Genomic DNA, 24,333 nt, shown 5'->3' with positions numbered 1-24,333 from the left:
GCCGAGGGCTGGTCCGCGTGGTGTCGGCTCTGTCCGGGTGGCAGGACCGGAGCTCGATCGAGCTTCGAGAAATCCGAGTGTTGATGATCGCCGCCGACCGATCAGGGGCTGAAATCGATCGTAGGGGCTTGAGGTTCGTTCGAGAATCCCTACAGATGCTGTCTCGGTGTAGCGTACATGGTCATATTTCAAGCATTCCTTGACCACTGATTGGTCATTCTGGGGGAATGAACGATTCCGTCCTCACCATCGAACCCACGTTCTTCAGTGACCCCTTTCCGACTCTGAAATCCCTCCAGGAGACGGGCCCGGCCCGGCCGGTGCGGCTGCCGGACGGAGTGGAGTGGTGGATCGTCACGCGTTACGACGATGTTCTGGCGGGCATGGAAGACCCGCGGTTGAGCAGCGCGGCGAATGACCACATGGCCAACGAAGACGGCCTGCCGACCACGGACGCCATCACGAGTGCCAACAACGCGACACGACGCTCACTGGTGAACCTCGATCCGCCGGACCACACCCGGCTCCGCAGGCTCGTCGTGCGCGCGTTCAGCGCCAAACGGATCGACGGTCTGCGCCCCCGCGTCCAGCAGATCGCCGACGAACTGCTGGACGCCATGGCTGAGGCCGGCGACGAAGCCGACCTCATGAGCGCTTACGCCTCCCAGTTGCCCATTCGCGTGATCTGCGAGCTCCTCGGTGTGCCCGAGGACCACGAGGCACTCCGGGACAAGACGGGCGCGGCGTTCCAGGTCGTCAAGGACGACGAGTCCATGCAGGGGATGGCCGATGCCTTCGCATGGCTCACCGATTACACCGCGAAGCTGATCCGCGCGAAGCAGAACGCTCCCGGCGACGACCTCCTCAGCGATCTGATCGCGGTGCACGAGGAGAACAACGACCGTCTCGACGACGAGGAACTGGCGGCCATGGCGCTGACCCTGCTCCTCGCCGGTCACGAGACCACGGTGCAGCTCATCGGCAACGGCATGAACGCCCTCTTCAACCACCCCGATCAGCTCGACATGCTCCTGCGGCAGCCGGAGCTGGTCAGGCCGGCCGTCGATGAGCTGCTCCGCTACGACGGCCCCACCAATCCCGGCGTTGCCCGCTACGCCACGGAGGACGTGCCCCTCGGCGGAGTCGTCATCCCGCGCGGCGCGCTGGTGCTCCTCTCCGTCGCCGCCGCCAACCGGGACGCCGGCCGGTTCGAGCGGGCGGACGAGCTCGACATCACCCGGGACGCCGCGGCCCACCTCGGATTCGGCCGTGGCATCCACTACTGCCTGGGTGCCCGGCTCGCACGCCTGGAGGGTGAGATCGCCATCGGTTCCTTGCTGCGCCGCTTCCCGGACATCCGCCTCGCCGTCCCGGCCGACCGGGTGGAGTGGCGGTTGGGGATGGTGCGCGGACTGGTCTCGCTGCCCGTAACGCTGAAGTAGCACGTCGAGGAGCCGTCGACCAGGACTCGAGGTCCTCCCGATTGGCTGGTCCGGTATCGGACCTGCCCTCGGGCACTGCCAGTTCCTCATCCACGTCACAGTGACCGCGTCATGCGCCTGCGGATGCTCGCGCAGAAAGGCTCGATGGTGTCGAACACTCAACAGGATCTGAAGTCTGCGCTTCCCGCGATTCGTGCGCTGCAGAAGCGTGCGGCGGACCTGGAGGCGCAGAGGTCCGAGCCGATCGCGATCGTGTCGATGGCGTGCCGGCTGCCGGGTGGGATCGACACCCCGGAGGCGTTCTGGGAGCTGCTGGCGTCCGGTGGGGACGCGGTGGGCGGTCTGCCGTCGCGGTGGGACGGCCTGGGCGTGTACGACCCCGACCCCGAGGCGGTCGGCAAGAGCTACTCGCGCCAGGGCGGGTTCATCGATGATCTCGAGGGTTTCGACGCGGGCTTCTTCGGTATTTCGCCGCGTGAGGCGCTCACGATGGACCCGCAGCAGCGGCTGGTGCTGGAGGCGTCCTGGGAGGCCCTGGAGCGCGCGGGTATCCGGCCGGAGTCGCTCAGTGAGTCCAAGACGGGTGTCTATCTGGGCACGATGAGCTCGGACTACGGTGATCTGGGCCATGACCTGGACGCGCTCGACGGTTATGTGAGTACGGGCAAGGCGTCGAGTGTGGTGTCGGGCCGTGTGGCCTACACCCTCGGTCTTCAGGGCCCGGCCATCACGGTCGACACCGCCTGCTCGTCGTCCCTGGTGGCGCTGCACCTGGCCGCCACCGCTCTGCGTCAGGGTGAGTGCGATCTGGCCCTGGCGGGTGGTGTGACGGTGATGAGCGCGCCGTCGCTGTTCGTGGAGTTCTCCCGGCTCAAGGGCATGGCGGCGGACGGGCGTTGCAAGTCGTTCTCCGCTCAGGCCGATGGCGCGGGCTGGGCCGAGGGTGCCGGTGTGGTGGTGCTGAAGCGGTTGTCGGACGCGCAGCGCGACGGTGACCGGGTCCTCGCCGTGCTGCGAGGCAGTGCGGTCAATCAGGACGGTCGCAGCCAGGGTCTGACGGCTCCGAATGGTCCCTCGCAGCAGCGGGTGGTCCGTGATGCGCTGGAGGCGTCCCGGCTGACGCCTGCGGACATCGACGCGATCGAGGCGCACGGCACGGGTACGTCGCTGGGTGACCCGATCGAGGCGGGCGCGCTGGCCGAGGTGTTCGGGCCCAGCCGGTCGGACGATCGTCCGGTGTGGCTGGGTTCGTCGAAGTCGAACATCGGTCACGCGCAGGCTGCTGCCGGTGTGGTCGGTGTGATCAAGATGGTGCTGGCGCTCCAGAACGAGACGCTGCCCAAGACACTGCACGCCGAGCAGCCCAGTGAGCTGATCGACTGGGACGGCAGCGGCCTCGCGCTGTTGCAGGAGGCCCAGTCGTGGGAGCGGGACGAGGCGCGTCCGCGCCGGGCGGGTGTGTCGTCCTTCGGCCTGAGCGGGACGAACGCCCACGTCATCATCGAAGAACCGCCGGTCGCCGAGCCGGTGGAGTCGGCCGCTGCCGAGGGTCCGCTGCCGGTGGTCGTCTCCGGCCGGGATGAGGCGGCGCTGCGGGAGCAGGCGGGGCGCTGGGCGTCCTGGCTTTCGGACCATGACGGTGTCGCCCTGGCCGACCTGGCCCGTACCGCCGCTGCGCACCGTACGCACTTCGCGTCGCGGGCGAGCGTGGTGGCCGCCGGCTCCGCCGAGCTGGTGGAGGCGCTGACCGCGCTGGCCGAGGGCCGGCCGCATGACGCGGTCGTGACCGGGAGCGCCGAGCGGCGCGGGAAGGTCGTCTTCGTCTACCCGGGCCAGGGTTCGCAGTGGGTCGGCATGGGCCGGGCGCTGCTGGAGGACAACGCCGTCTTCCGTCAGGTCATCGAGGCGTGTGACGTCGCCCTGCGGCCGTTCACCGGCTGGTCGGTGAAGGAAGTGCTCGCGGGTGAGGAGGGGGATCACCCGCCGTTCGACCGGGTCGACGTGGTGCAGCCCGCCCTGTTCGCGATGGGGGTCGGTCTTTCCGCCGTCTGGCGTTCGCTGGGTGTGGAGCCTTCCGCTGTGGTGGGGCACTCGCAGGGCGAGGTGGTCGCCGCTGTGGTGAGCGGGGCTCTGACTCTGGAGCAGGGTGCGCAGATCGTCGCTCAGCGTTCGCAGGCCGTGCTGGCGTGTGCCGGTCAGGGTGGTATGGCGCTGATCGAGCGGCCGGTCGCAGTGGTGGAGGAGTTCCTCGCCCCGTATGGGGACGCGCTGTCGGTCGCTGCGGTGAACACCGCCGGGTCGACGATCATCTCCGGCGAGGCCGAGGCGATCGCCAAGATCGTGGAGGAGCTGCAAGAGCGCGATGTGTACGCGCGGAAGATCAACGTGGACTACGCCTCCCACAACGCGCAGATGGACCCCCTCCTGCCCGGCCTCGCGGAGAACTTCACCGCCCTGTCCCCGAGCCGCACGGACATCGCGTTCTACTCGACCGTCACCGGTCAGGTCGTCGAGGGACCCGAGCTGGACGGCGGTTACTGGTGCCGAAACCTGCGCGAGCCGGTCCGCTTCGACCGCGCCCTGAACCGCCTTCTGGAAGACGGTCACACCGTCTTCGTCGAGATCTCCGCCCACCCGGTCCTGTCGATGCCGCTGACCGACGGCAGCGCCGAGCACGGCGGCATCGTCGTCGGCTCCCTCGCCCGCGACCACGGCACCCCCGCCCAACTGCTCCGCAACCTCGGCCTGCTCCACGTCCAGGGACACACCCTCGACTGGAACCAGGTCCTCGGCGAGCACACCGGCACCCTCCTGACCGACCTGCCCACCTACGCCTTCCAGCGCGAGCGTTTCTGGATCGACGCCGCCAAGGCGACCGGTGATGTGCGCTCCGTGGGGCTCGAGGCGTCGGCGCATCCGTGGATCGGTGCGGTGACGGAGCTGGCCGGTGGTGAGGGGTATGTGTTCACCGGGGCTCTGTCGTTGGCGGGTCAGGCGTGGTTGAGGGATCACGCGGTGTTCGGGACGGTGTTGGTTCCGGGGACGGGTCTGCTGGAGCTGGCGTTGAGCGCTGCTCATCATGTGGGTGCGGGTGGGGTCGGTGAGCTGACCTTGCTGGAGCCGTTGGTGCTGAGCGAGGATGTTCCGCTGCGGCTTCAGGTGCGGGTGGGTCCGGCCTCGGGCACGGACGACCGGACCGTGGAGATCCACAGCCGGGCCGAGGACGCGCCCGAGCACGCTCCCTGGCGGCTCCACGCGAGCGGCCACCTGCTCGCCACGGCACCGGAGGCCCAGGCCACCGAGCTGGCCCAGTGGCCGGTTCCGGGGACCGAACGGGTGGAGCTGGACGGCTTCTACGACGCCTTCCGCGCCCGTGGTCTGGAGTACGGGCCGGCGTTCCAGGGCCTGACCGAGCTGTGGCGCAAGGGCAGCACCGCGTACGGGCTCATCCGCCTCCCCGGCGGCCTCACGGCCGACGACTTCGGGATTCACCCCGCCCTCCTCGACGCCGCCCTGCACACGTTCGTGCCCCTCCAGGACGGCTCGGCGGAGGACGGACACGTACTGCTCCCGTTCGAGTGGACGGGCGCACGGCTGTACGCGGAGGGCAGCGCACAACTGCGCGTCCGCATGGACTTGGACGCCGGAACGGACGTCCTGCGCCTGTGGGCCGCCGACTCCGCCGGACAGCCGGTCGCCGAGGCGAGCCTTCAGCTCCGTGAGGCGACCGCTGAGCAGATCCGCTCCGCCACCGCCACGGCCGAGCACCTGCACCGGGTCGAGTTCCGGGCGCTGCCCGGACTCCTGGCCGAGCCCGCCGACGCGCCGTGGGTCCTCGACCTGGCCGACGCCGACGGTTTCCGTGCGCTGCTCGCCCATCTCGACGCCGGTCAGGACGCTCCGGGACGTCTCGTGGTGGACGCCACGCCGTCGGACGCGACACCGCTGGAGGCCACCGGCCGCGCTCTCGGCCTGCTCCAGCAGGTGCTGGCGGAGCCGCGACTGGAGAACACCGCGTCGCTGTGGGTGACCCGTGGTGCCGTGGACACCGGCGACGGCGTCGACGACCTCGCGCACGCACCCCTCTGGGGCCTGTTGCGCACGGCACGGACCGAGCATCCCGAGCGCGTCCTCCACCTGGTGGACGTGGACACCGACGACCTCGCCGCGGCACCGTTCGTGACCGGTGAACCGGAGGCGGCGGTCCGGGACGGCCGGACACTGGTGGCACGGCTGGTCCGGACGTCCGAGGAGACCCCGGACCACGCGAACCTGGCCCCCGACGGTGCCGTCCTGATCTCCGGCGGCACTGGTGAGCTGGGCCGCGAGCTGGCCCGGCACCTGGTCACCGCCCACGGCGCCCGTCACCTGGTGCTGACCTCGCGGCGGGGCTCCGACGCCCCCGGCGCCGGGGAACTGGCCGCCGAGCTGACCGCCGCGGGTGCCGCCTCGGTGCGTACCGTGGCCTGCGACGTCTCCGACCGCTCGCAGGTGGCGGCCCTGCTGGCCGACACCGACCGTCCCTGGACCGGCGTGTTCCACCTCGCCGCCGTCCTCGACGACGGGCTGGTCACCGCCCAGACGCCCGAGCGCCTGGCGCGGGTGTGGGGTCCCAAGGCGGACGGCGCACGGCACCTGGACGAGCTGACGCGGGACCTCGGCCTCGCCGCCTTCGTCCTGTTCTCCTCCGCCGCCGGAGTCCTCGGCGGCGCGGGCCAGTCGACGTACGCCGCGGCCAACGCCTACCTCGACGCGCTCGCCGCCCACCGCCGCTCCCGGGGACTGCCCGCAACCAGCGTCTCCTGGGGCCTGTGGCAGCAGGCGGGCATCGGCCTGACCGCGCACCTGGGTGAGGCGGAACTGTCCCGGCTGCGCCGCCAGGGCGTCGGGGCCCTCACGCCCGCCCAGGGGCTCGCCGCCCTCGACACCGCACTCGCGTCCGCGCACCCGCACCTCGTCCCCGTCAAACTGGAACTCGCCGCCCTCCAGCGCACCCTGGACAGGTCGGGCGAGACCGCCGTACCCGCGGTGCTGCGCGCCCTGCTCCGTACCCCGCGCCGGCGTGCCGGCCGGGACGGGGCGGCCACCGGCGACCTGCGCGGCCGACTGCTGGCCCTGTCGCCCGACGACCGGCTGGCCGCGCTCACGGACCTGGTGCGCACCGAGGCGGCCGTGATCCTCGGCATGCCCGGCCCCGAGGCGATCGCCAAGGAGCAGGTCTTCAAGGACCTCGGTCTCGACTCGCTCATGGCGGTCGAGCTGCGCCGCCGGCTCTCCGCCGAGACGGCCGTCTCCCTGCCGTCGACGCTCGCGTTCGACCACCCCACCCCGACGGCGATCGCGAGCCTGCTGCTGAAGAAGCTGACGCTCGACGCGACTCCGGCACCCGCGGCGGAGACCCGCCCGGTGGTCGCCGGACGCGACGGCGGTGGCGGTGACCTCGCCGAGCCGATCGCGGTGGTGTCGATGGCGTGCCGGCTGCCGGGTGGGATCGACACTCCTGAGGGTTTTTGGGAGTTGCTGGTTTCCGGTGGGGACGCTGTGGGTGGGTTCCCGGGTCGTTGGCAGGGGCTGGATCTGTTCGATCCGGATCCTGAGGTGGAGGGCAAGTCGTACGGGTGTGAGGGTGGTTTCCTCGCGGATGAGCATGTGGAGGGTTTCGACGCGGGGTTCTTCGGTATTTCGCCGCGTGAGGCGGTGTCGATGGACCCGCAGCAGCGGTTGGTGCTGGAGGCGTCGTGGGAGGCGCTGGAGCGGGCGGGTATTCGTCCTGATGCGTTGAGCGGCAGCCGGACGGGTGTGTATCTGGGCACGATGAACTCGGATTACGGTGATCATCGGGCGCATGATCTGCAGGCCCTGGACGGGTATGTGGGTACGGGCAAGGCGTCGAGCATCCTGTCGGGCCGGCTGTCGTACACCCTGGGTCTTCAGGGCCCGGCGATCACGGTGGACACCGCGTGTTCGTCGTCGCTGGTGGCGCTGCACCTGGCCGCCTCCGCCCTGCGCCAGGGCGAATGCGAGGCGGCTCTGGTCGGTGGCGTCACCGTCATGTCCAGCCCGAGCACCTTCGTGGAGTTCTCCCGGCTGAAGGCCATGGCCCCCGATGGCCGGTGCAAGTCGTTCTCGGCGCAGGCCGATGGCGCGGGCTGGGCCGAGGGTGCCGGTGTGGTGGTGCTGAAGCGGTTGTCGGACGCGCAGCGTGACGGTGACCGGGTGCTGGCGGTGCTGCGAGGCAGTGCGGTCAACCAGGACGGTCGCAGTCAGGGGCTGACGGCTCCGAATGGTCCCTCGCAGCAGCGGGTGATCCTGGACGCCCTGGAGGCGGCACGTCTGGCGCCCGCGGACATCGACGCGATCGAGGCGCACGGCACGGGGACGTCGCTGGGTGACCCGATCGAGGCGGGCGCGCTGGCCGAGGTGTTCGGGCCCAGCCGGTCGGACGACCGTCCGGTGTGGCTGGGCTCGTCGAAGTCGAACATCGGTCACGCGCAGGCTGCTGCCGGTGTGGTCGGTGTGATCAAGATGGTGCTGGCGCTCCAGCACGAGACGCTGCCCAAGACACTGCACGCCGAGCAGCCCAGTGAGCTGATCGAGTGGGACGGCAGTGGCCTCGCCCTGTTGCAGGAGGCCCGGTCGTGGGAGCGGGACGAGGCGCGTCCGCGTCGTGCGGGTGTGTCGTCGTTCGGTCTGAGCGGCACCAACGCGCACGTCATCATCGAAGAACCGCCGGCGTTCGAACCGGTGGAGCCGGTGGCGGTCGAAGGCCCGCTGCCGGTGGTGGTCTCCGGCCGGGACGAGGCGGCCATGCGCGAGCAGGCCGGACGCTGGGCCGAGTGGCTCTCGGGCCGCGACGACGTCGCCCTGGCCGACCTGGCACGCACCGCCGCCGTGCACCGCACCCACTTCGCCACCCGCGCCGCCATCACCGCCGACACCCTCGACCGGACCGTCGAGGCACTCCGCGCCCTCGCCGACGGCACCCCGCACGCCGCCTCGGTACAGGGAACGGCCGTCCAGCGGGCCAAGACCGTGTTCGTCTTCCCCGGACAGGGCACCGACTGGGAGGGCATGGGCGCGGCCCTGTTGAAGCAGAGCCCCGCGTTCCGCGAGGCGGTCGCCGTGTGCGACGACGCCCTGCGGTCCTTCACCGGCTGGTCCGTCACGGAGCGCCTGTGCGGCGAGCACCGGGACAGCCTTCCGTTCGACCGGCTGGACGTCGTCCAGCCGACGCTGTTCGCCATGTACGTCGGTCTGGCCGCCGCCTGGAGGTCGCTGGGGCTCGAGCCCGCGGCCGTCGTCGGTCACAGCCAGGGCGAAGTGGCCGCGGCCGTGGTCGCCGGAGCGCTCACCGTCGAGGAGGGCGCCCGTATCGTCGCCCTGCGCAGCCGGGTCCTCCAGGCGGAGGGCGGCGACGGAGAGATGGCCGTCGTCGAGCTGCCCGTCGCCGAGGTGCGCCGGCGCATCGCGCCGTACGGGGAAGCCCTGTCGATCGCGGCGGTCAACACCGACCGGTGGACCGTGATCTCCGGTGACGTCGACGCCATCGAGGACATCCTGATCGAACTCGACGACGAGGACGTCTCCTGCGGGAAGCTCAACGCCGCGTGCGCCTCGCACAGCGCCCACATGGACCGGCTCCTGCCCGGCCTGCGGGAGGAGTTCGCCGTACTGCGGCCCCGTCCGGCCACCGTGCCGTTCTACTCCACGGTGACCGGCGGACCGGTCGACGGACGCGAGCTGGACGCCGACTACTGGTGCCGCAACCTGCGGGAGCCGGTACGCCTCGACCTCGCCCAGGCGAAGCTGATCGAGGACGGGCACGGCGTGTTCGTCGAGGTGAGCCCCAGCCCCGTCCTCGTGATGCCGCTGACGAACGGGTGCACCGGGACGGGCCACCTCGTCGTGCCGAGCCTCCAGCGCGGCCGGGGCGACCTGGGCGAACTGCTGGGAACACTGGCGCTGCTGCACGTCCAGGGCCATGAGATCGACTGGGACCGCGCGCTGGGCACCGGTTCCGGGCACGTCGTCCCCCTCCCCACGTACGCCTTCCAGCGGGAGCGGTACTGGGTGGAGACGGCGCCGCCCGCCGCCGACGCCCAGGCGATGGGCTTCGCACCCGCCGAGCACCCGTGGCTGTCCGCCGTGACCGCCATGGCCAACGGCGAAGGGCACCTGCTCACCGGTCGGCTGTCGACCGCCCGGCACCCGTGGCTGAAGGACCACGCCGCCTTCGGCACGGTCCTGGCCCCCGGCACGGGACTGCTGGAGCTGGCCCTGGTTGCCGCACGGGAGACCGGTGCGAACCGGGTCGGGGAACTGACCCTGTCCGAGCCGCTGATCCTGGACGACGACGCCGCCGTGCACCTCCAGGTGGTCGTCGGTGCGGCCGAGCTGAGCGGTGAGCGCCCGGTCGCCGTCTACGGCCGCCGGGAGAACGAGCAGGAGAACTGGACGTGCCACGCCACCGGCAGGCTCACCGACGGCGGGGAGCCCGGTGACCCCGGTGCCGACGAGGGCTTCGACGAGCTGCGGGCCTGGCCCGTGGCCGGCGCCGAACCGGTGTCCCTGGACGGCTTCTACGAGCGGCTCGACGCCCAGGGCGTCGGGTACGGGCCGGTGTTCCGCGGCCTGACCGAGCTGTGGCGCAAGGGCGACACCGCCTACGGCCTGGTCCGCCTCCCCGACGGTGTGCACGGCAACGACTACGGGGTCCACCCGGCCCTGCTGGACGCCGCGCTCCACACCCTCCAGGCGGTCCGGGACCTCGACGAGACGGACCACAGGGTGCTCCTGCCCTTCGAGTGGGAGGGCGTGGAACTCCACGCCGCCGGCAGCTCCACCCTCCGCGTCCGCATCGACCTGGACACCGAACGGTCCAGCGCACGGCTGTGGGTGGCGGACGCACAGGGTGCTCCGGTGGCCGGTGCGCGCGCACTGCGGCTGCGCGAGGCCAGTGCGGAGCAGATCCGGGCCGGCCGGTCCGTGGAGCACCTGTACCGAGTGGGCTTCCAGCCGGTGCGTACGACGGCCCCCGTGGGAGCCGGACGCACGTGGGTGCTGGGGGGTGACGGTGTGCTGTCGAATGTGTTGGGAGCCGATTATGTGGCTGATGTGGATGCTCTCGTTGCCGGTCTCGACGACGGGCGGGAGCCGCCCGTTCGACTGGTTGTCGATGCGACGGCCGCGCCGGACGCCGAGGGCGTACCTGTCGCGCCGGACGCCTCCGGCGAAGGAGGTGTCGCCGCTGTCCGGGAACTGACGGCCGACGCGCTCCTGCTGGCGCGGACGCTGCTGGCCGACGCCCGGCTGGACCGGGCCGAGCTGGTGTGGGTCACCAGTGGTGCGGTGGACGCCGGGGACGGTGTGCGCGACCTCGCGCGCGCCGGCCTGTGGGGACTGCTGCGATCGGCCCGTACGGAGAACGCCGAGCGGACGATCCGTCTGGTCGACACCGACACGTGCTCGCCGGCGCTGGCCCGGGCACTGTCGGCCGAGGGCGAGCCGGAGCTGGCGGTACGGGGCGAGGAGATCCTCGCCGCCCGCCTGCTCCGGCCCGCCGGCACCACCGACGCCGACCGCACCACACGACCGGACGCACAGGGCACCGTCCTGATCACCGGCGGCACGGGCGAACTCGGCCGCCGTGTCGCCCACCACCTGGTGCGCGAGTACGGGGTGCGCCATCTGGTCCTGACCTCGCGCAGCGGTCCGCAGGCACCGGGCGCGTCCGGCGTCGTGGACCACCTGAAGGCGGCCGGTGCCGAGACCGTGCGGATCGAGGCATGCGACGTCACGGACCGGGAGCAGCTCGCACGACTGCTGTCCACCGCGCCGGAGGACCACCCGTGGACCGGTGTGGTGCACCTGGCCGCCACGCTGGACGACGGTCTGCTCGCGGCCCAGGACCCGGGCCGCCTGTGGGCGGTGATGGAGCCCAAGGTGGCCGGTGCACTGCACCTGCATGAACTGACCCGGAACCTGGACCTGTCGCTGTTCGTCCTGTTCTCGTCGGTGGCCGGGGTCCTGGGCGGCGCGGGCCAGTCCACGTACGCCGCCGCCAACACGTTCCTGGACGCGCTGGCCGTCCGCCGGCGCGCCGAAGGACTGCCGGCCACGAGCCTCGCCTGGGGGCTGTGGGAACCGGACGGCGTGGGCCTGACCGACGGCCTGAGCAGGGCCGACCTGGGCCGGATGCGGCGCCAGGGCATCGGCGCCCTCAGCGCGGAGCAGGCGCTGCGCCTCCTCGACGCCGCCCTCGGTCGCCCGGAGCCGCACCTCGTACCCGTCAAGCTGGACCTCGGCGCTCTGCAGCGCGGCGCGGACAAGGGCGAGGACGTTCCCGTCCTGCTGCGGGGCCTGCTGCGCAGCCGCCTGCGCCGGGCCCAGGACACCGGGACGGCGCCGACCGCGTTCCGGGACCGGCTGGCCCGGCTCTCGGCCAAGGAACGCAGGCGGACCGTCCTCGAGACGGTGCGGCGCGAGGCGTCGGTCGTGCTCGGCCTGCCCGACGCCTCGGGTGTGGATGCCCACCAGGTGTTCAAGGAAGTCGGGCTGGACTCGCTGATGGCCGTGGAGCTGCGGAGGCGGCTGAGCGCCGCGACGGGCATGTCCCTGCCGGCCACGCTCGCCTTCGACCACCCGACACCCGACGCCATCACGGCCTTCCTTCTGGAGCAGCTCGCCCCGCCGGCCGCGGATGCCCCCGCTCCCGGGGCGGCGGACGGCGCCCTGACGCCGTGCCAGATCGACTCGCTGGTGGAGCTGTTGCGTTCGGTGACGCCCGAGCGACTGGAGACCGAAGGTTTGACATCGGCCTTCCACCTGCTCAGGACCGGTCTCACGAGGACCGCCGGCCCGGAGAGCACGCAGCACACGGAGAGCACGGAGACCGGGCTCGACACCGGTAGCACCACCGAAGACCTTCTGCAGTTCCTTGACGACAAGTTTGGAGTCAGTTCATGAGCGCGTCCGACGTCGAGAAGCTCGAGTCCTACCTGCGGCGCGCCACCACAGCTCTGCTCAAGGCCGAGAAGGACCTCGACTCGGAGCGGGCCGCCCGTGCCGAGCCGATCGCGGTGGTGTCGATGGCGTGCCGGCTGCCGGGTGGGATCGACACTCCTGAGGGTTTTTGGGAGTTGCTGGTTTCCGGTGGGGACGCTGTGGGTGGGTTCCCGGGTCGTTGGCAGGGGCTGGATCTGTTCGATCCGGATCCTGAGGTGGAGGGCAAGTCGTACGGGTGTGAGGGTGGTTTCCTCGCGGATGAGCATGTGGAGGGTTTCGACGCGGGGTTCTTCGGTATTTCGCCGCGTGAGGCGGTGTCGATGGACCCGCAGCAGCGGTTGGTGCTGGAGGCGTCGTGGGAGGCGCTGGAGCGGGCGGGTATTCGTCCTGATGCGTTGAGCGGCAGCCGGACGGGTGTGTATCTGGGCACGATGAACTCGGATTACGGTGATCATCGGGCGCATGATCTGCAGGCCCTGGACGGGTATGTGGGTACGGGCAAGGCGTCGAGCATCCTGTCGGGCCGGCTGTCGTACACCCTGGGTCTTCAGGGCCCGGCGATCACGGTGGACACCGCGTGTTCGTCGTCGCTGGTGGCGCTGCACCTGGCCGCCTCCGCCCTGCGCCAGGGCGAGTGCGATCTGGCCCTGGCGGGTGGTGTGACGGTGATGAGCGCGCCGTCGCTGTTCGTCGAGTTCTCCCGGCTCAAGGCCATGGCGGCGGACGGGCGTTGCAAGTCCTTCTCCGCTCAGGCCGATGGTGCCGGGTGGGCCGAGGGCGCCGGTGTGGTGGTGCTGAAGCGGTTGTCGGCCGCGCAGCGCGACGGCGACCGGGTCCTCGCGGTGATCCGTGGATCGGCCGTCAACCAGGACGGCCGCAGCCAGGGCCTGACCGCCCCCAACGGCCCCTCCCAGCAGCGGGTCGTGCAGGCGGCGCTGGAGGCGTCGCGCCTGACTCCCGCCGACATCGACGCCATCGAGGCCCACGGCACGGGCACCTCTCTGGGCGACCCCATCGAGGCCGGCGCCCTTGCCCAGGTGTTCGGGCCCAGCCGGTCGGACGACCGTCCGGTGTGGCTGGGTTCGTCCAAGTCGAACATCGGTCACGCCCAGGCCGCCGCCGGCGTCGTCGGCGTGATCAAGATGGTGCTGGCGCTCCAGAACGAGACGCTGCCCCCGACCCTGCACGCCGAGCAGCCCAGTGAGCTGATCGACTGGGACGGCAGCGGGCTGGCCCTGTTGCAGGAGCCCCGGTCGTGGGAGCGGGACGAGGCGCGTCCGCGCCGGGCGGGCGTGTCGTCGTTCGGTCTGAGCGGCACCAACGCGCACGTCATCATCGAAGAACCGCCGGCGTTCGAACCGGTGGAGCCGGTGGCGGTCGAAGGCCCGCTGCCGGTGGTGGTCTCCGGCCGCGACGAGGCGGCCATGCGCGAGCAGGCCGGACGCTGGGCCGAGTGGCTCTCGGGCCGCGACGACGTCGCCCTGGCCGACCTGGCACGCACCGCCGCCGTGCACCGCACCCACTTCGCCACCCGCGCCGCCATCACCGCCGACACCCTCGACCGGACCGTCGAGGCACTCCGCGCCCTCGCTGACGGCACCCCGCACACGGCACTCACCGAGGGCACGGCCCAAGCCGGTGCCCCGGCGGTCCTCTTCACCGGGCAGGGCAGCCAGCGGGCCGGAATGGGCAGGGCCCTCCACGCGGCCCTCCCCGTCTTCCGCGCGGCGTTCGACGAGGTCTGCGCCGCGCTCGACCCGCACCTGACACGCCCGCTCGCCGACGTCCTCTTCGCCCCCGAGGGCAGCGACGACGCGGCGCTCGTGCACGAGACGGAGTTCACCCAGCCCGCCCTGTTCGCGTACGAGGTGGCCCTCTTCCGGCAGTGGGAGACCTGGGGCGTCCAGCCGGCCGTCGTGGCCGGTCACTCGATCGGCGAACTGGCCGCCGCCCACGTGGCCGGCGTGCTCGACCTGCCCGACGCCGCACGGCTTGTGGCGGCACGCGGCCGACTGATGCAGGCGTGTGAGCGCGGTGGCGCCATGGCGTCGGTGGAGGCCTCCGAGGCAGAGGTCACCGAGGTCCTCACAGGGATCGCGGGCCGGATCTCCGTCGCCGGTCTGAACGGCCCCGCCCAGACGGTGGTCAGCGGTGACGAGGCCGCGGTGTCGGAGGTGGAGCGCCACTTCGGCGAGCTGGGCCGGCGCACCCGCCGCCTGGAGGTGTCGCACGCCTTCCACTCGCCCCACATGGACGCGATGCTCACGGAGTACGAGAAGGTGGCCGCCGGCTGCCGGTTCGACGCCCCGGACGTCCCCCTGGTCTCCTCCGTGACCGGTGAGTGGTACGACGAGAGCCTGGCGCCCGGCGACGGCGTCCGGTCCGCCCGCTACTGGGTCCGGCAGGCCCGGGACGCCGTGCGGTTCCTGGACGTCGTACGCGCCGTGGAACAGGACGGCGTCACACGGTTCCTGGAGTGCGGCCCGGCGTCGGTGCTCTCCGCGATGGGCGCGGCCTGCTCGGAACGCGACAGCACGTTCGTGGCCTCGCAGCGGACGCCCTCGAAGAACGGCGAGCCGCTCGACGAACCGCGCACGCTCGTCCAGGCACTCGGCACCCTTCACGTCTCCGGACAGGACATCGCCTGGGAGCGGGTCCTGCCGGGCTCACCCGCGGCAACGCTGCCGCTGCCCACGTACGCCTTCCAGCGCGAGCGGTTCTGGCTGGAGGCGTCGTACTCCGGCGACCTCGCCTCGGTGGGACTGGAGCGCCCGGAGCACCCGTGGCTCGGGGCCATGACCGTCCTGGCCAACGGCGAGGGCCACCTCTTCACCGGCAAGCTCTCGCCGGCCCAGCACTCCTGGCTGGACGACCACGTCGTCCACGGCACCGTGATCGTCCCGGGTACCGGCCTGCTGGACCTCGCCCTCGCCGCGGCGCACCGGACGGGCGCGGCCGGCGTCGGGGACCTGACGCTCCTCGAACCTCTCGTCCTCAACGAGACCGTCCGCCTCCAGGTCGTCATCGGTACGGCCCAGGACGGCACCGGCCGCACGGTGGAGATCTACAGCCGCCCCGACGACTCCGTCGACGGCCAGTGGCGCCGGCACGCCACGGGCGAACTGCTGGAGGACGCAACCCGGCAGGCGGACGACACCAGCCAGGAGCTGCGGCAGTGGCCCGTGCCCGGGGCGGAGAGCGTCCCGCTCGACGGCTACTACGAGACCTTCCAGGACCTGGGCCTGCACTACGGCCCTGCCTTCCAGGGCCTGACCGAACTGTGGCGCAAGGGCGACACCGCCTACGCGCTGGTCCGGCTGCCCGGCGACCTGCGGCCCGGCGACTACGGCGTGCACCCCGCCCTGCTGGACGCGGCGCTGCACGGCCTCGCCGCGCTGCGCGGGCCCGATGCGCACGAGGAAGCCGCACGGACGGAGGACCAGGACGGCGACACCGGAGTCCTGCTGCCCTTCGCCTGGAGCGGAGTGGAATGCTGGTCCGCGCAGAGCCCCCTGCTACGCGTACGGGTGGATCTCGACCGTACGAACGCCACGGCCTCGCTCCGGGCGGCGGACGCCGAGGGACGCCCCGTACTGAAGGTCGGCGCACTGCGCCTGCGTGAGGCGACGGCCGAGGACATCACCACCGCCGAACCGGTGCGGCACGTCTACGGACTGACCTTCCGGCCGGCGCCACGGCACGGGCACGAGCCGGCCGAGGCTCACCGCCTGTGGGTGCTGGACCAGGAGGGCGCGCTCGCCGCCTCCCTCGACGACGCGTACTCCCGCACCGGTACGGAGGTGGCGCACTGCGCCGACGCGGCCGCCCTGGCGGCCCGCCTCGACGCCGACGGCGCCGCCCCCGACCGGATCGTCATCGACGCGACCACGTACGGACGTCACGCGCAGGCCCACCTCGACGCCCGGGATTCGGCGGAGAAGACCCTCCGCCTCGCCCGGCGTCTCCTCGGCGACGAGCGGCTGACGGCCACCGAATTCGTCTGGGTCACCAGCGACAGCGTCGCCGCCACGCCCGCCGACGCACTGGACGGGCTCGCGAACGCCACCGTGTGGGGCCTGGTCCGCGCCGTACGCGCCGAGCACCCGGACCGGACGGTACGCCTCGTCGACCTCGGCGCGGACCACGCGGACGCCCCGCTGCTGGCGCGCGCCCTGGACACGGCCGACGAGCCGGAGATCGCCGTGCGCGAGGGCGAGGTGCTCACCCCGCGCCTCACCCAGGAGGCCGAAGCCCCGGCGGACGCCCCCAGGCCGCTCGACCCGCAGGGCACGGTGCTCGTCACCGGAGGCACCGGAGACCTCGGACGCCGGGTCGCCCGCCACCTGGTCCGCGCGCACGGGCTGCGCCACCTGGTGCTGACCTCGCGGCGTGGGCCGGAGGCCCCCGGAGCGGACGACCTGGTGCGCGAGCTGACGGAGGCCGGCGCCGAGTCCGTCCGCGTCCTCGCCTGCGACGTCTCCGACCACGCCCAGGCGGCCGCCGCCCTGGCGGCCGTCGACCCGGCACACCCGTGGACCGGCGTGTTCCACCTGGCCGGTGCCACCGACGACGCCCTGCTGGCCGATCAGGACGAGCAGCGCCTGCACCGGGTCATGGCCCCCAAGGTGGCGGGAGCCGCACACCTGGCGGAGCTCACCAAGGACCTGGACCTGTCCGCCTTCGTGCTCTTCTCCTCCGTGTCGGGAGTCCTGGGCGGCCCCGGCCAGAGCAACTACGCCGCCGCGAACGCCTGGCTCGACGCCCTGGCCGCACGCCTCCGGCGCGAGGGCCGGCCGGCCGCCGCCCTGTCGTGGGGCATGTGGGAACAGAACGGCGACGGCATGACGGCCCTGCTCGGGCAGGCCGACATCGCCCGCATGCGCCGGCAGGGCATCGGCGCGCTGACCGAACAGCAGGGCATGAGGGCGCTCGACCACGCCCTGACCGGGAGCCGTGCGCACCTGGTGCCCGTGCGCCTCGAACTCGCCGCCGTCCAGCGCGAGGCGGACCGGGGCGGCGACGTCCACCCGCTGCTGCGGGGCCTGGTGCGCTCGCGCCGCCGTCACCGGGACGCGGAGCCGCAGTCCCGTTCCGAACTGCGCGACCGGCTGGCCGCGCTGCCGACGGAGGAACGACTCACCGAGCTCGTGACGCTCGTCAGGCAGGAGGCGGCCGTCGTGCTGGGAAGCGCACGGCCCGAGAGCGTCGGCGAACAGGAGGTGTTCCAGAAGCTGGGCATGGACTCCATGACGGCCGTGGAGCTCCGACGCCGCCTGTCCACCGCCACGGGGCTTCCGTTGCCGCCCACCCTGGCCTTCGACTACCCCACCCCGCTGGCGGTGGCCGGGCTGCTCCTGGACCGGCTGTCACTCGCCCCCGCGGCGGCCTCCGCGGCCCGCCGTGCGACGGACACCGGCAGGACGGACGACGAGCCGATCGCGATCGTGTCGATGGCGTGCCGGCTGCCGGGCGGCGTGGACACACCCGAGGGCTTCTGGGACCTGCTGGCGGGCGGACGGGACGCCATCGGGCCCTTCCCCGCCCGCTGGGACGCCCTGGACGTCTACGACCCGGACCCCGACGCGGTGGGCAAGAGCTACATCCGCGAAGGCGGGTTCATCGAGGGCGTCGACGGCTTCGACGCGTCGTTCTTCGGTATTTCGCCGCGTGAGGCGGTGTCGATGGACCCGCAGCAGCGGCTGGTGCTGGAGGCGTCCTGGGAGGCCCTGGAGCGGGCGGGCATCCGGCCCGACTCGCTGGGCGAGAGCCGGACCGGTGTCTACCTGGGCACCATGGGCTCCGACTACAGCAACCAGCAGGGCCGTGGCCTGGACACCCTCGACGGGTACGTCGGCACCGGCAACGCGTCGAGCGTCGTCTCGGGCCGCGTGGCTTACACGCTGGGTCTTCAGGGCCCGGCGATCACGGTGGACACCGCGTGTTCGTCGTCGCTGGTGGCGCTGCACCTGGCGGCAGGCGCGCTGCGCCAGGGTGAGTGCGAGATCGCCCTGGCGGGTGGTGTGACGGTCATGTCGACCCCCACGCCGTTCGTGGAGTTCTCACGACTGAACGGGCTCGCGCCCGATGGCCGGTGCAAGCCGTTCTCGGCGGCCTCGGACGGCACGGGCTGGGCCGAGGGTGCCGGTGTGGTGGTGCTGAAGCGGTTGTCGGACGCGCAGCGCGACGGTGACCGGGTGCTGGCGGTGCTGCGTGGATCGGCCGTCAATCAGGACGGTCGCAGTCAGGGGCTGACGGCTCCGAATGGTCCCTCGCAGCAGCGGGTGATCCTGGACGCCCTGGAGGCGGCACGTCTGGCGCCCGCGGACATCGACGCGATCGAGGCGCACGGCACGGGTACGTCGCTGGGCGATCCGATCGAGGCGGGCGCGCTGGCCGAGGTGTTCGGGCCCGGCCGGTCGGACGACCGTCCGGTGTGGCTGGGCTCGTCCAAGTCGAACATCGGCCACGCGCAGGCTGCTGCCGGTGTGGTCGGTGTGATCAAGATGGTGCTGGCGCTCCAGCACGAGACGCTGCCCCCGACCCTGCACGCCGAGCAGCCCAGTGAGCTGATCGACTGGGACGGCAGTGGGCTGGCCCTGTTGCAGGAGGCCCGTGCGTGGGAGCGGGACGAGGCGCGTCCGCGCCGGGCGGGTGTGTCGTCGTTCGGTCTGAGCGGCACCAACGCGCACGTCATCATCGAAGAGCCTCCCACTCCCGAAGCGGCACCGGCCCATGACACGGACGGTCCGCTGCCGGTGGTGGTGTCGGGCCGTGACGAGGCGGCGCTGCGGGAGCAGGCGGGGCGCTGGGCGTCCTGGCTGTCGGACCGTGGTGACGTCCGCGTGGCGGATGTGGCGGTGACGGCCGCCCGGCACCGTACGCACTTCGCGTCACGGGCGAGCGTGGTGGCTGCCGGCTCCGCCGAGCTGGTGGAGGCGCTGACCGCGCTGGCCGAGGGCCGGTCGCATGACGCTGTCGTGACCGGGAGCGCCGAGCGGCGCGGGAAGGTCGTCTTCGTCTACCCGGGTCAGGGTTCGCAGTGGGTCGGCATGGGCCGTGAACTGCTCGCGACCAGTGAGGTGTTCGCGCAGACGATTGACGCGTGTGACGCGGCTCTGCGGCCGTTCACGGGCTGGTCGGTGCGTGAGGTCCTGGCCGGTGAGGAGGGGGATCACCCGCCGTTCGACCGCGTCGACGTGGTGCAGCCCGCCCTGTTCGCCATGGGCGTGGGCCTTTCGGCCGTCTGGCGTTCACTCGGCGTCGAGCCGGCCGCCGTGGTGGGGCACTCGCAGGGCGAGGTCGTGGCCGCTGTGGTGAGCGGGGCTCTGACTCTGGAGCAGGGTGCGCAGATCGTCGCTCAGCGTTCGCAGGCCGTGCTGGCGTGTGCGGGTCAGGGTGGTATGGCGCTGATCGAGCGGCCGGTCGCGGTGGTGGAGGAGTTCCTCGCCCCGTATGGGGACGCGCTGTCGGTCGCTGCGGTGAACACCGCCGGGTCGACGATCATCTCCGGCGAGGCCGAGGCGATCGCCAAGATCGTGGAGGAGCTGCAAGAGCGCGATGTGTACGCGCGGAAGATCAACGTGGACTACGCCTCCCACAACGCGCAGATGGACCCCCTGCTGCCCGGTCTGGCGGCCGGTTTCGAGGGTCTCCAGCCGCGCGGTGCGGACATCGCGTTCTACTCGACGGTGACCGGTCAGGTCGCCGAGGGTTCGGAGCTGGACGGCGGCTACTGGTGCCGCAACCTGCGCGAGCCGGTCCGCTTCGACCGCGCCCTGAACCGCCTTCTGGAAGACGGTCACACCGTCTTCGTCGAGATCTCCGCGCACCCGGTCCTGTCGATGCCGCTGACCGACGGCAGCGCCGAGCACGGCGGCATCGTCGTCGGCTCCCTCGCCCGCGACCACGGCACCCCCGCCCAACTGCTCCGCAACCTCGGCCTGCTCCACGTTCAGGGACACACCCTGGACTGGGACCGGGTGCTGGGCGCGGGCACCGGCACCCTCGTGAACTTGCCGACGTACGCCTTCCAGCGTGAGCGTTTCTGGTTGGAGGCGGCCAAGGCGTCGGGTGACGCGGGTTCGTTGGGGCTCGAGGCGTCGGCGCATCCGTGGATCGGTGCGGTGACGGAGCTGGCCGGTGGTGAGGGGTATGTGTTCACCGGGGCTCTGTCGTTGGCGGGTCAGGCGTGGTTGAGGGATCACGCGGTGTTCGGGACGGTGTTGGTTCCGGGGACGGGTCTGCTGGAGCTGGCGTTGAGCGCTGCTCATCATGTGGGTGCGGGTGGGGTCGGTGAGCTGACCTTGCTGGAGCCGTTGGTGCTGAGCGAGGACGTTCCGCTGCGGCTTCAGGTGCGGGTGGGTCCGGCCTCGGGCACGGACGACCGGACCGTGGAGATCCACAGCCGGCCGGCCGGTGCGCCGGACTCGGTGCCCTGGTCGCTGCACGCGACCGGTGTGCTGACGGACGCCGTGTCCGAAGGGGCCGTGGAGGCGGCGGCCGAACTGCGGACCTGGCCGGTGGCCGGGGCCGAGCGGGTGAGCCTCGACGGCTTCTACGACGGGCTGCACGGCAAGGGCCTGGAGTACGGGCCGGCCTTCCAGGGGCTGACCGAGCTGTGGCGCAAGGGCACCACCGCGTACGGCCTCGTCCGCCTCCCCGACGGCCTCACGGCCGACGAGTTCGGCGTTCACCCCGCCCTCCTCGACGCCGCCCTGCACGCATTCGCGGCGACGGGCCTGGGTGCCGGGGACGAGCAGGCCGACGCGGTTCTGCTGCCGTTCATGTGGTCCGGGGTCCGGCTCTCCGCCACGGGGGGCAGGGACCTGCGGGTCCGCATCGAGGTCACGGACGACGCGACCGCGGCGATCCTGTTCGCCGATGCCGCGGGCGAGCCCGTGGTGAGCGCGGCGGGACTGGAGCTGAAGCGGGCGAGCGCCGCACAGCTCCGTGGCGCCGACGCCCACGACACCGGGCACCTCTACCGAGTCGAGTACCAGGTTCAGACGCTCGCGGAGGCGACCGGCAGCGCGCCGGAGTCTGCGGGCGACCTCCTCGTGATCGGGCGGGACGGGATCGTCGCCACGACCCTGGACGTCCCGGCCGTCGCCGCGGGCGCCGTGCCCGAGTGGGGTGACGACGGCCCGCGTACGGTGATCGTCGACCTGACCGCGCCCGGCGTGGCGGGTGAGGAGGCGGACGCCCTCGATCGCCGTGCCGGCCGCGAGGTGACGGAGACGCTCGGCTGGCTCCAGACCGTCCTCGACGACCCTCGTTCCGAGGGCGCGGACATCGTCTGGGTGACCCGTGGAGCGGTGGCCGCATCCCCGGTCGACACCGTCGGGTCCCTGGCGCACGCGCCGCTGTGGGGTCTGATCAGGGTGGCCCGTGCCGAGCACCCGGAGCGTGCCCTCCGCCTGGTCGACATCGGCGCGGAGGACCCCGGGGCGGAGCTGCTGCGCCGGGTCCTCGTCACGGGCACCGAGCCGGAGCTGGTGGTGCGTGGCGACAGCGTGCTGGCACCGCGTCTGACGGCGGCCCACAGGAACGGCTCGCCGGACGCGCTGGTGCCCGACGTGCGGGACCAGCCGTGGCACCTGGACATCGAGGAGAAGGGTCGGCTGGACACGTTCGTCTTCCGGCCCGTCGACCGGAGCGAACCGCTCGGTGAGGGCGACGTCCGGGTGGCCGTGCGCGCGGCCGGCATGAACTTCCGGGACGTGCTCAACGCCCTCGACATGGTCCATGCGCCGAAGCTGGGGCTGGAGTGCGCGGGTGTCGTGCTGGAGACCGGGCCCGGTGTGACCGACCTGCGGGTGGGTGACCGGGTGATGGGCCTCGCGGTGGGTACCTTCGGTTCCGAGGTCCGCGTCGACGCCCGCTGGATGGTGCGCATCCCGGACTCGCTGACGTTCGTCGAGGCGGCCACCGTTCCGCTCGCCTACCTCACCGCGCACTACGCCTTCACGGATCTGGCGACGCTCGATCCGGGGAGCAAGGTCCTCATCCACGCCGCCGCCGGCGGCGTGGGCCAGGCGGCCATGCAGCTCGCCCGCCACGCCGGGTGCGAGGTGTACGGAACGGCCAGCCCGGGCAAGTGGCGGACGCTGCGCCAACTGGGGCTCGCCGACACGCACATCGCGTCGTCGCGTACCACCGACTTCGCGCGGCAGTGGCTGTCGGCCACGGGCGGCGCGGGCATGGACGTGGTGCTCAACGCCCTCACCGGGGAGTTCGTCGACGCGTCGCTGGAGCTGCTGCCGCGCGGCGGCCAGTTCCTCGAGATGGGCAAGACGGACGTGCGGGACGCCGAGGCCGTCGCCGCGGCGCACCCGGGAGTCCGGTACCAGGCGTTCGACCTCGTCGACAGCGGCGCCGACCGCATCCAGGAGATGCTGCGGGAGCTCGTGGCACTGCTGGAGCAGGGCGCGATCACGCCGCTCCCGTACGCGGCGTTCGACGTGCGGGAGGCTCCGAGCGCGTTCCGGGTCATGGCGCAGGGCCGTACGACGGGCAAACTGATCCTGACCGTCCCGCGCGTACCGGACAGTGCCGGCACCGCCCTGCTGACCGGTGGGACCGGCGAGCTCGGCCGGCTCGTGGCCCGGCGCCTCGTCGTGGAGCATGGTGTGCGTCATCTGGTGCTGACCTCACGCCGCGGCGCGGACGCCCCGGGCACCGAGGAGCTCGTCGCGGAGCTCACCGAGGCGGGCGCCGAGACCGTGCGCGTACTCGCCTGCGACGTGGCGGACCGGGACGACGTGGCACGCGTCCTCGACGGCATCGACGCGGCACATCCGCTGACCGGGGTGTTCCACCTGGCGGCGGTGCTGGACGACGGTGTCGTCCGCAATCAGGACGCGGAGCGCTTCGCGCGGGTCCTGGCTCCCAAGGTCTCGGGGGCGCTGCACCTGCACGAGCTCACCGCCGGGCTGGACCTGTCCGCGTTCGTGCTCTTCTCCTCGGCGGCCGGCACGCTCGGCGCACCCGGGCAGAGCAACTACGCGGCGGCCAACGTGTTCCTCGACACGCTCGCGGCGCACCGGCGCAAGCAGGGCCTGCCGGCGGTGAGCCTGTCGTGGGGTCTGTGGGAGCAGGCCGGTGTCGGCATGACCTCCCGCCTCGGCGAGGCGGAGCTGTCGCGGCTGCGCAAGCGGGGTTCGCAGGCCCTCTCCGCCGAGGAGGGGATGCGTCTGCTGGACGTCGCGCTCGGACGTCCCGAGACCCACCTGGTACCGATCAAGCTCGATCTCGCGGGTCTGGCCGACGACGCGGGCGAGCGACTCGCCCCGCTCTTCGCGGCCCTGGTGAAGCCGCGGCTGCGGCGGGTCAGGGAGGCCTCCGCCCCGGTGGAGTCGTTCCGCGAGCGGCTGGTCGGTCTGCCGGCCGAGGAGCAGGTCGCCTCGCTGCTGCGTTCGGTGCGGCAGGAGGTGTCCGGGGTCCTGGGGCTCCAGGGCGCGGACACGGTGCCGGCGGACAAGGAGCTGAGGGAGTTCGGCTGGGACTCGCTGATGGCCGTGGAGCTGCGCAACCGCCTGACGGCCTACGCGGAAGTGGCCCTGCCGAGCACGCTGGCCTTCGACTATCCCACTCCCCGTGCGATCGCCGAGTTCCTGCACGTACGGCTGGAGCTGGGCGCTTCGGCGGCGGACTCCGGCCCGCCGCAGGACCCGGCGAGGGCCGTGGAGTGGGCGCTCGGCCGGGTGACCCCGGAGCAGCTCAGGCAGAGCGGACTGCTGGCGCAACTGCTCGATCTCGCCCAGCCGCAGGACGATCCGTCCGGTGAGGTGCGTACCGCCGCCGACGCGCTGCGTGCGGCGGAGGAACTGTCGGACGACGACATGGACCGGGCACTCGATGCCGTTCTCGGAAATGTGATGTGAGGAAG

2 protein-coding genes and 1 pseudogene are annotated in these 24,333 nt (G+C 72.2%); all 3 read left to right on the top strand.

The genetic code is table 11. The features are described 5' to 3' along the window. Window positions 1-227 precede the first annotated feature (227 nt). A complete protein-coding gene (locus tag E2B92_RS26825) occupies window positions 228-1,442 on the top strand; it encodes a cytochrome P450 family protein (protein ID WP_126887275.1) in 1,215 nt (404 codons plus the stop codon). Between the two features lie 111 nt (window positions 1,443-1,553). Then, window positions 1,554-12,407 (top strand): type I polyketide synthase, encoded by a 10,854-nt coding sequence (locus E2B92_RS26820; RefSeq protein ID WP_160159792.1) that lies wholly within the window; start codon window positions 1,554-1,556, stop codon window positions 12,405-12,407. A 101-nt stretch (window positions 12,408-12,508) separates the two neighbouring features. After that, a pseudogene (locus E2B92_RS26815) lies at window positions 12,509-24,328 on the top strand (SDR family NAD(P)-dependent oxidoreductase); the annotation flags it as partial. Window positions 24,329-24,333: the final 5 nt, after the last annotated feature.

Source organism: Streptomyces sp. WAC05374 (genome assembly GCF_004353505.1).
GTDB lineage: Bacteria > Actinomycetota > Actinomycetes > Streptomycetales > Streptomycetaceae > Streptomyces.
Note: the sequence above shows the minus strand (reverse complement) of the source record. Positions and strands in the feature narration are given on the sequence as shown.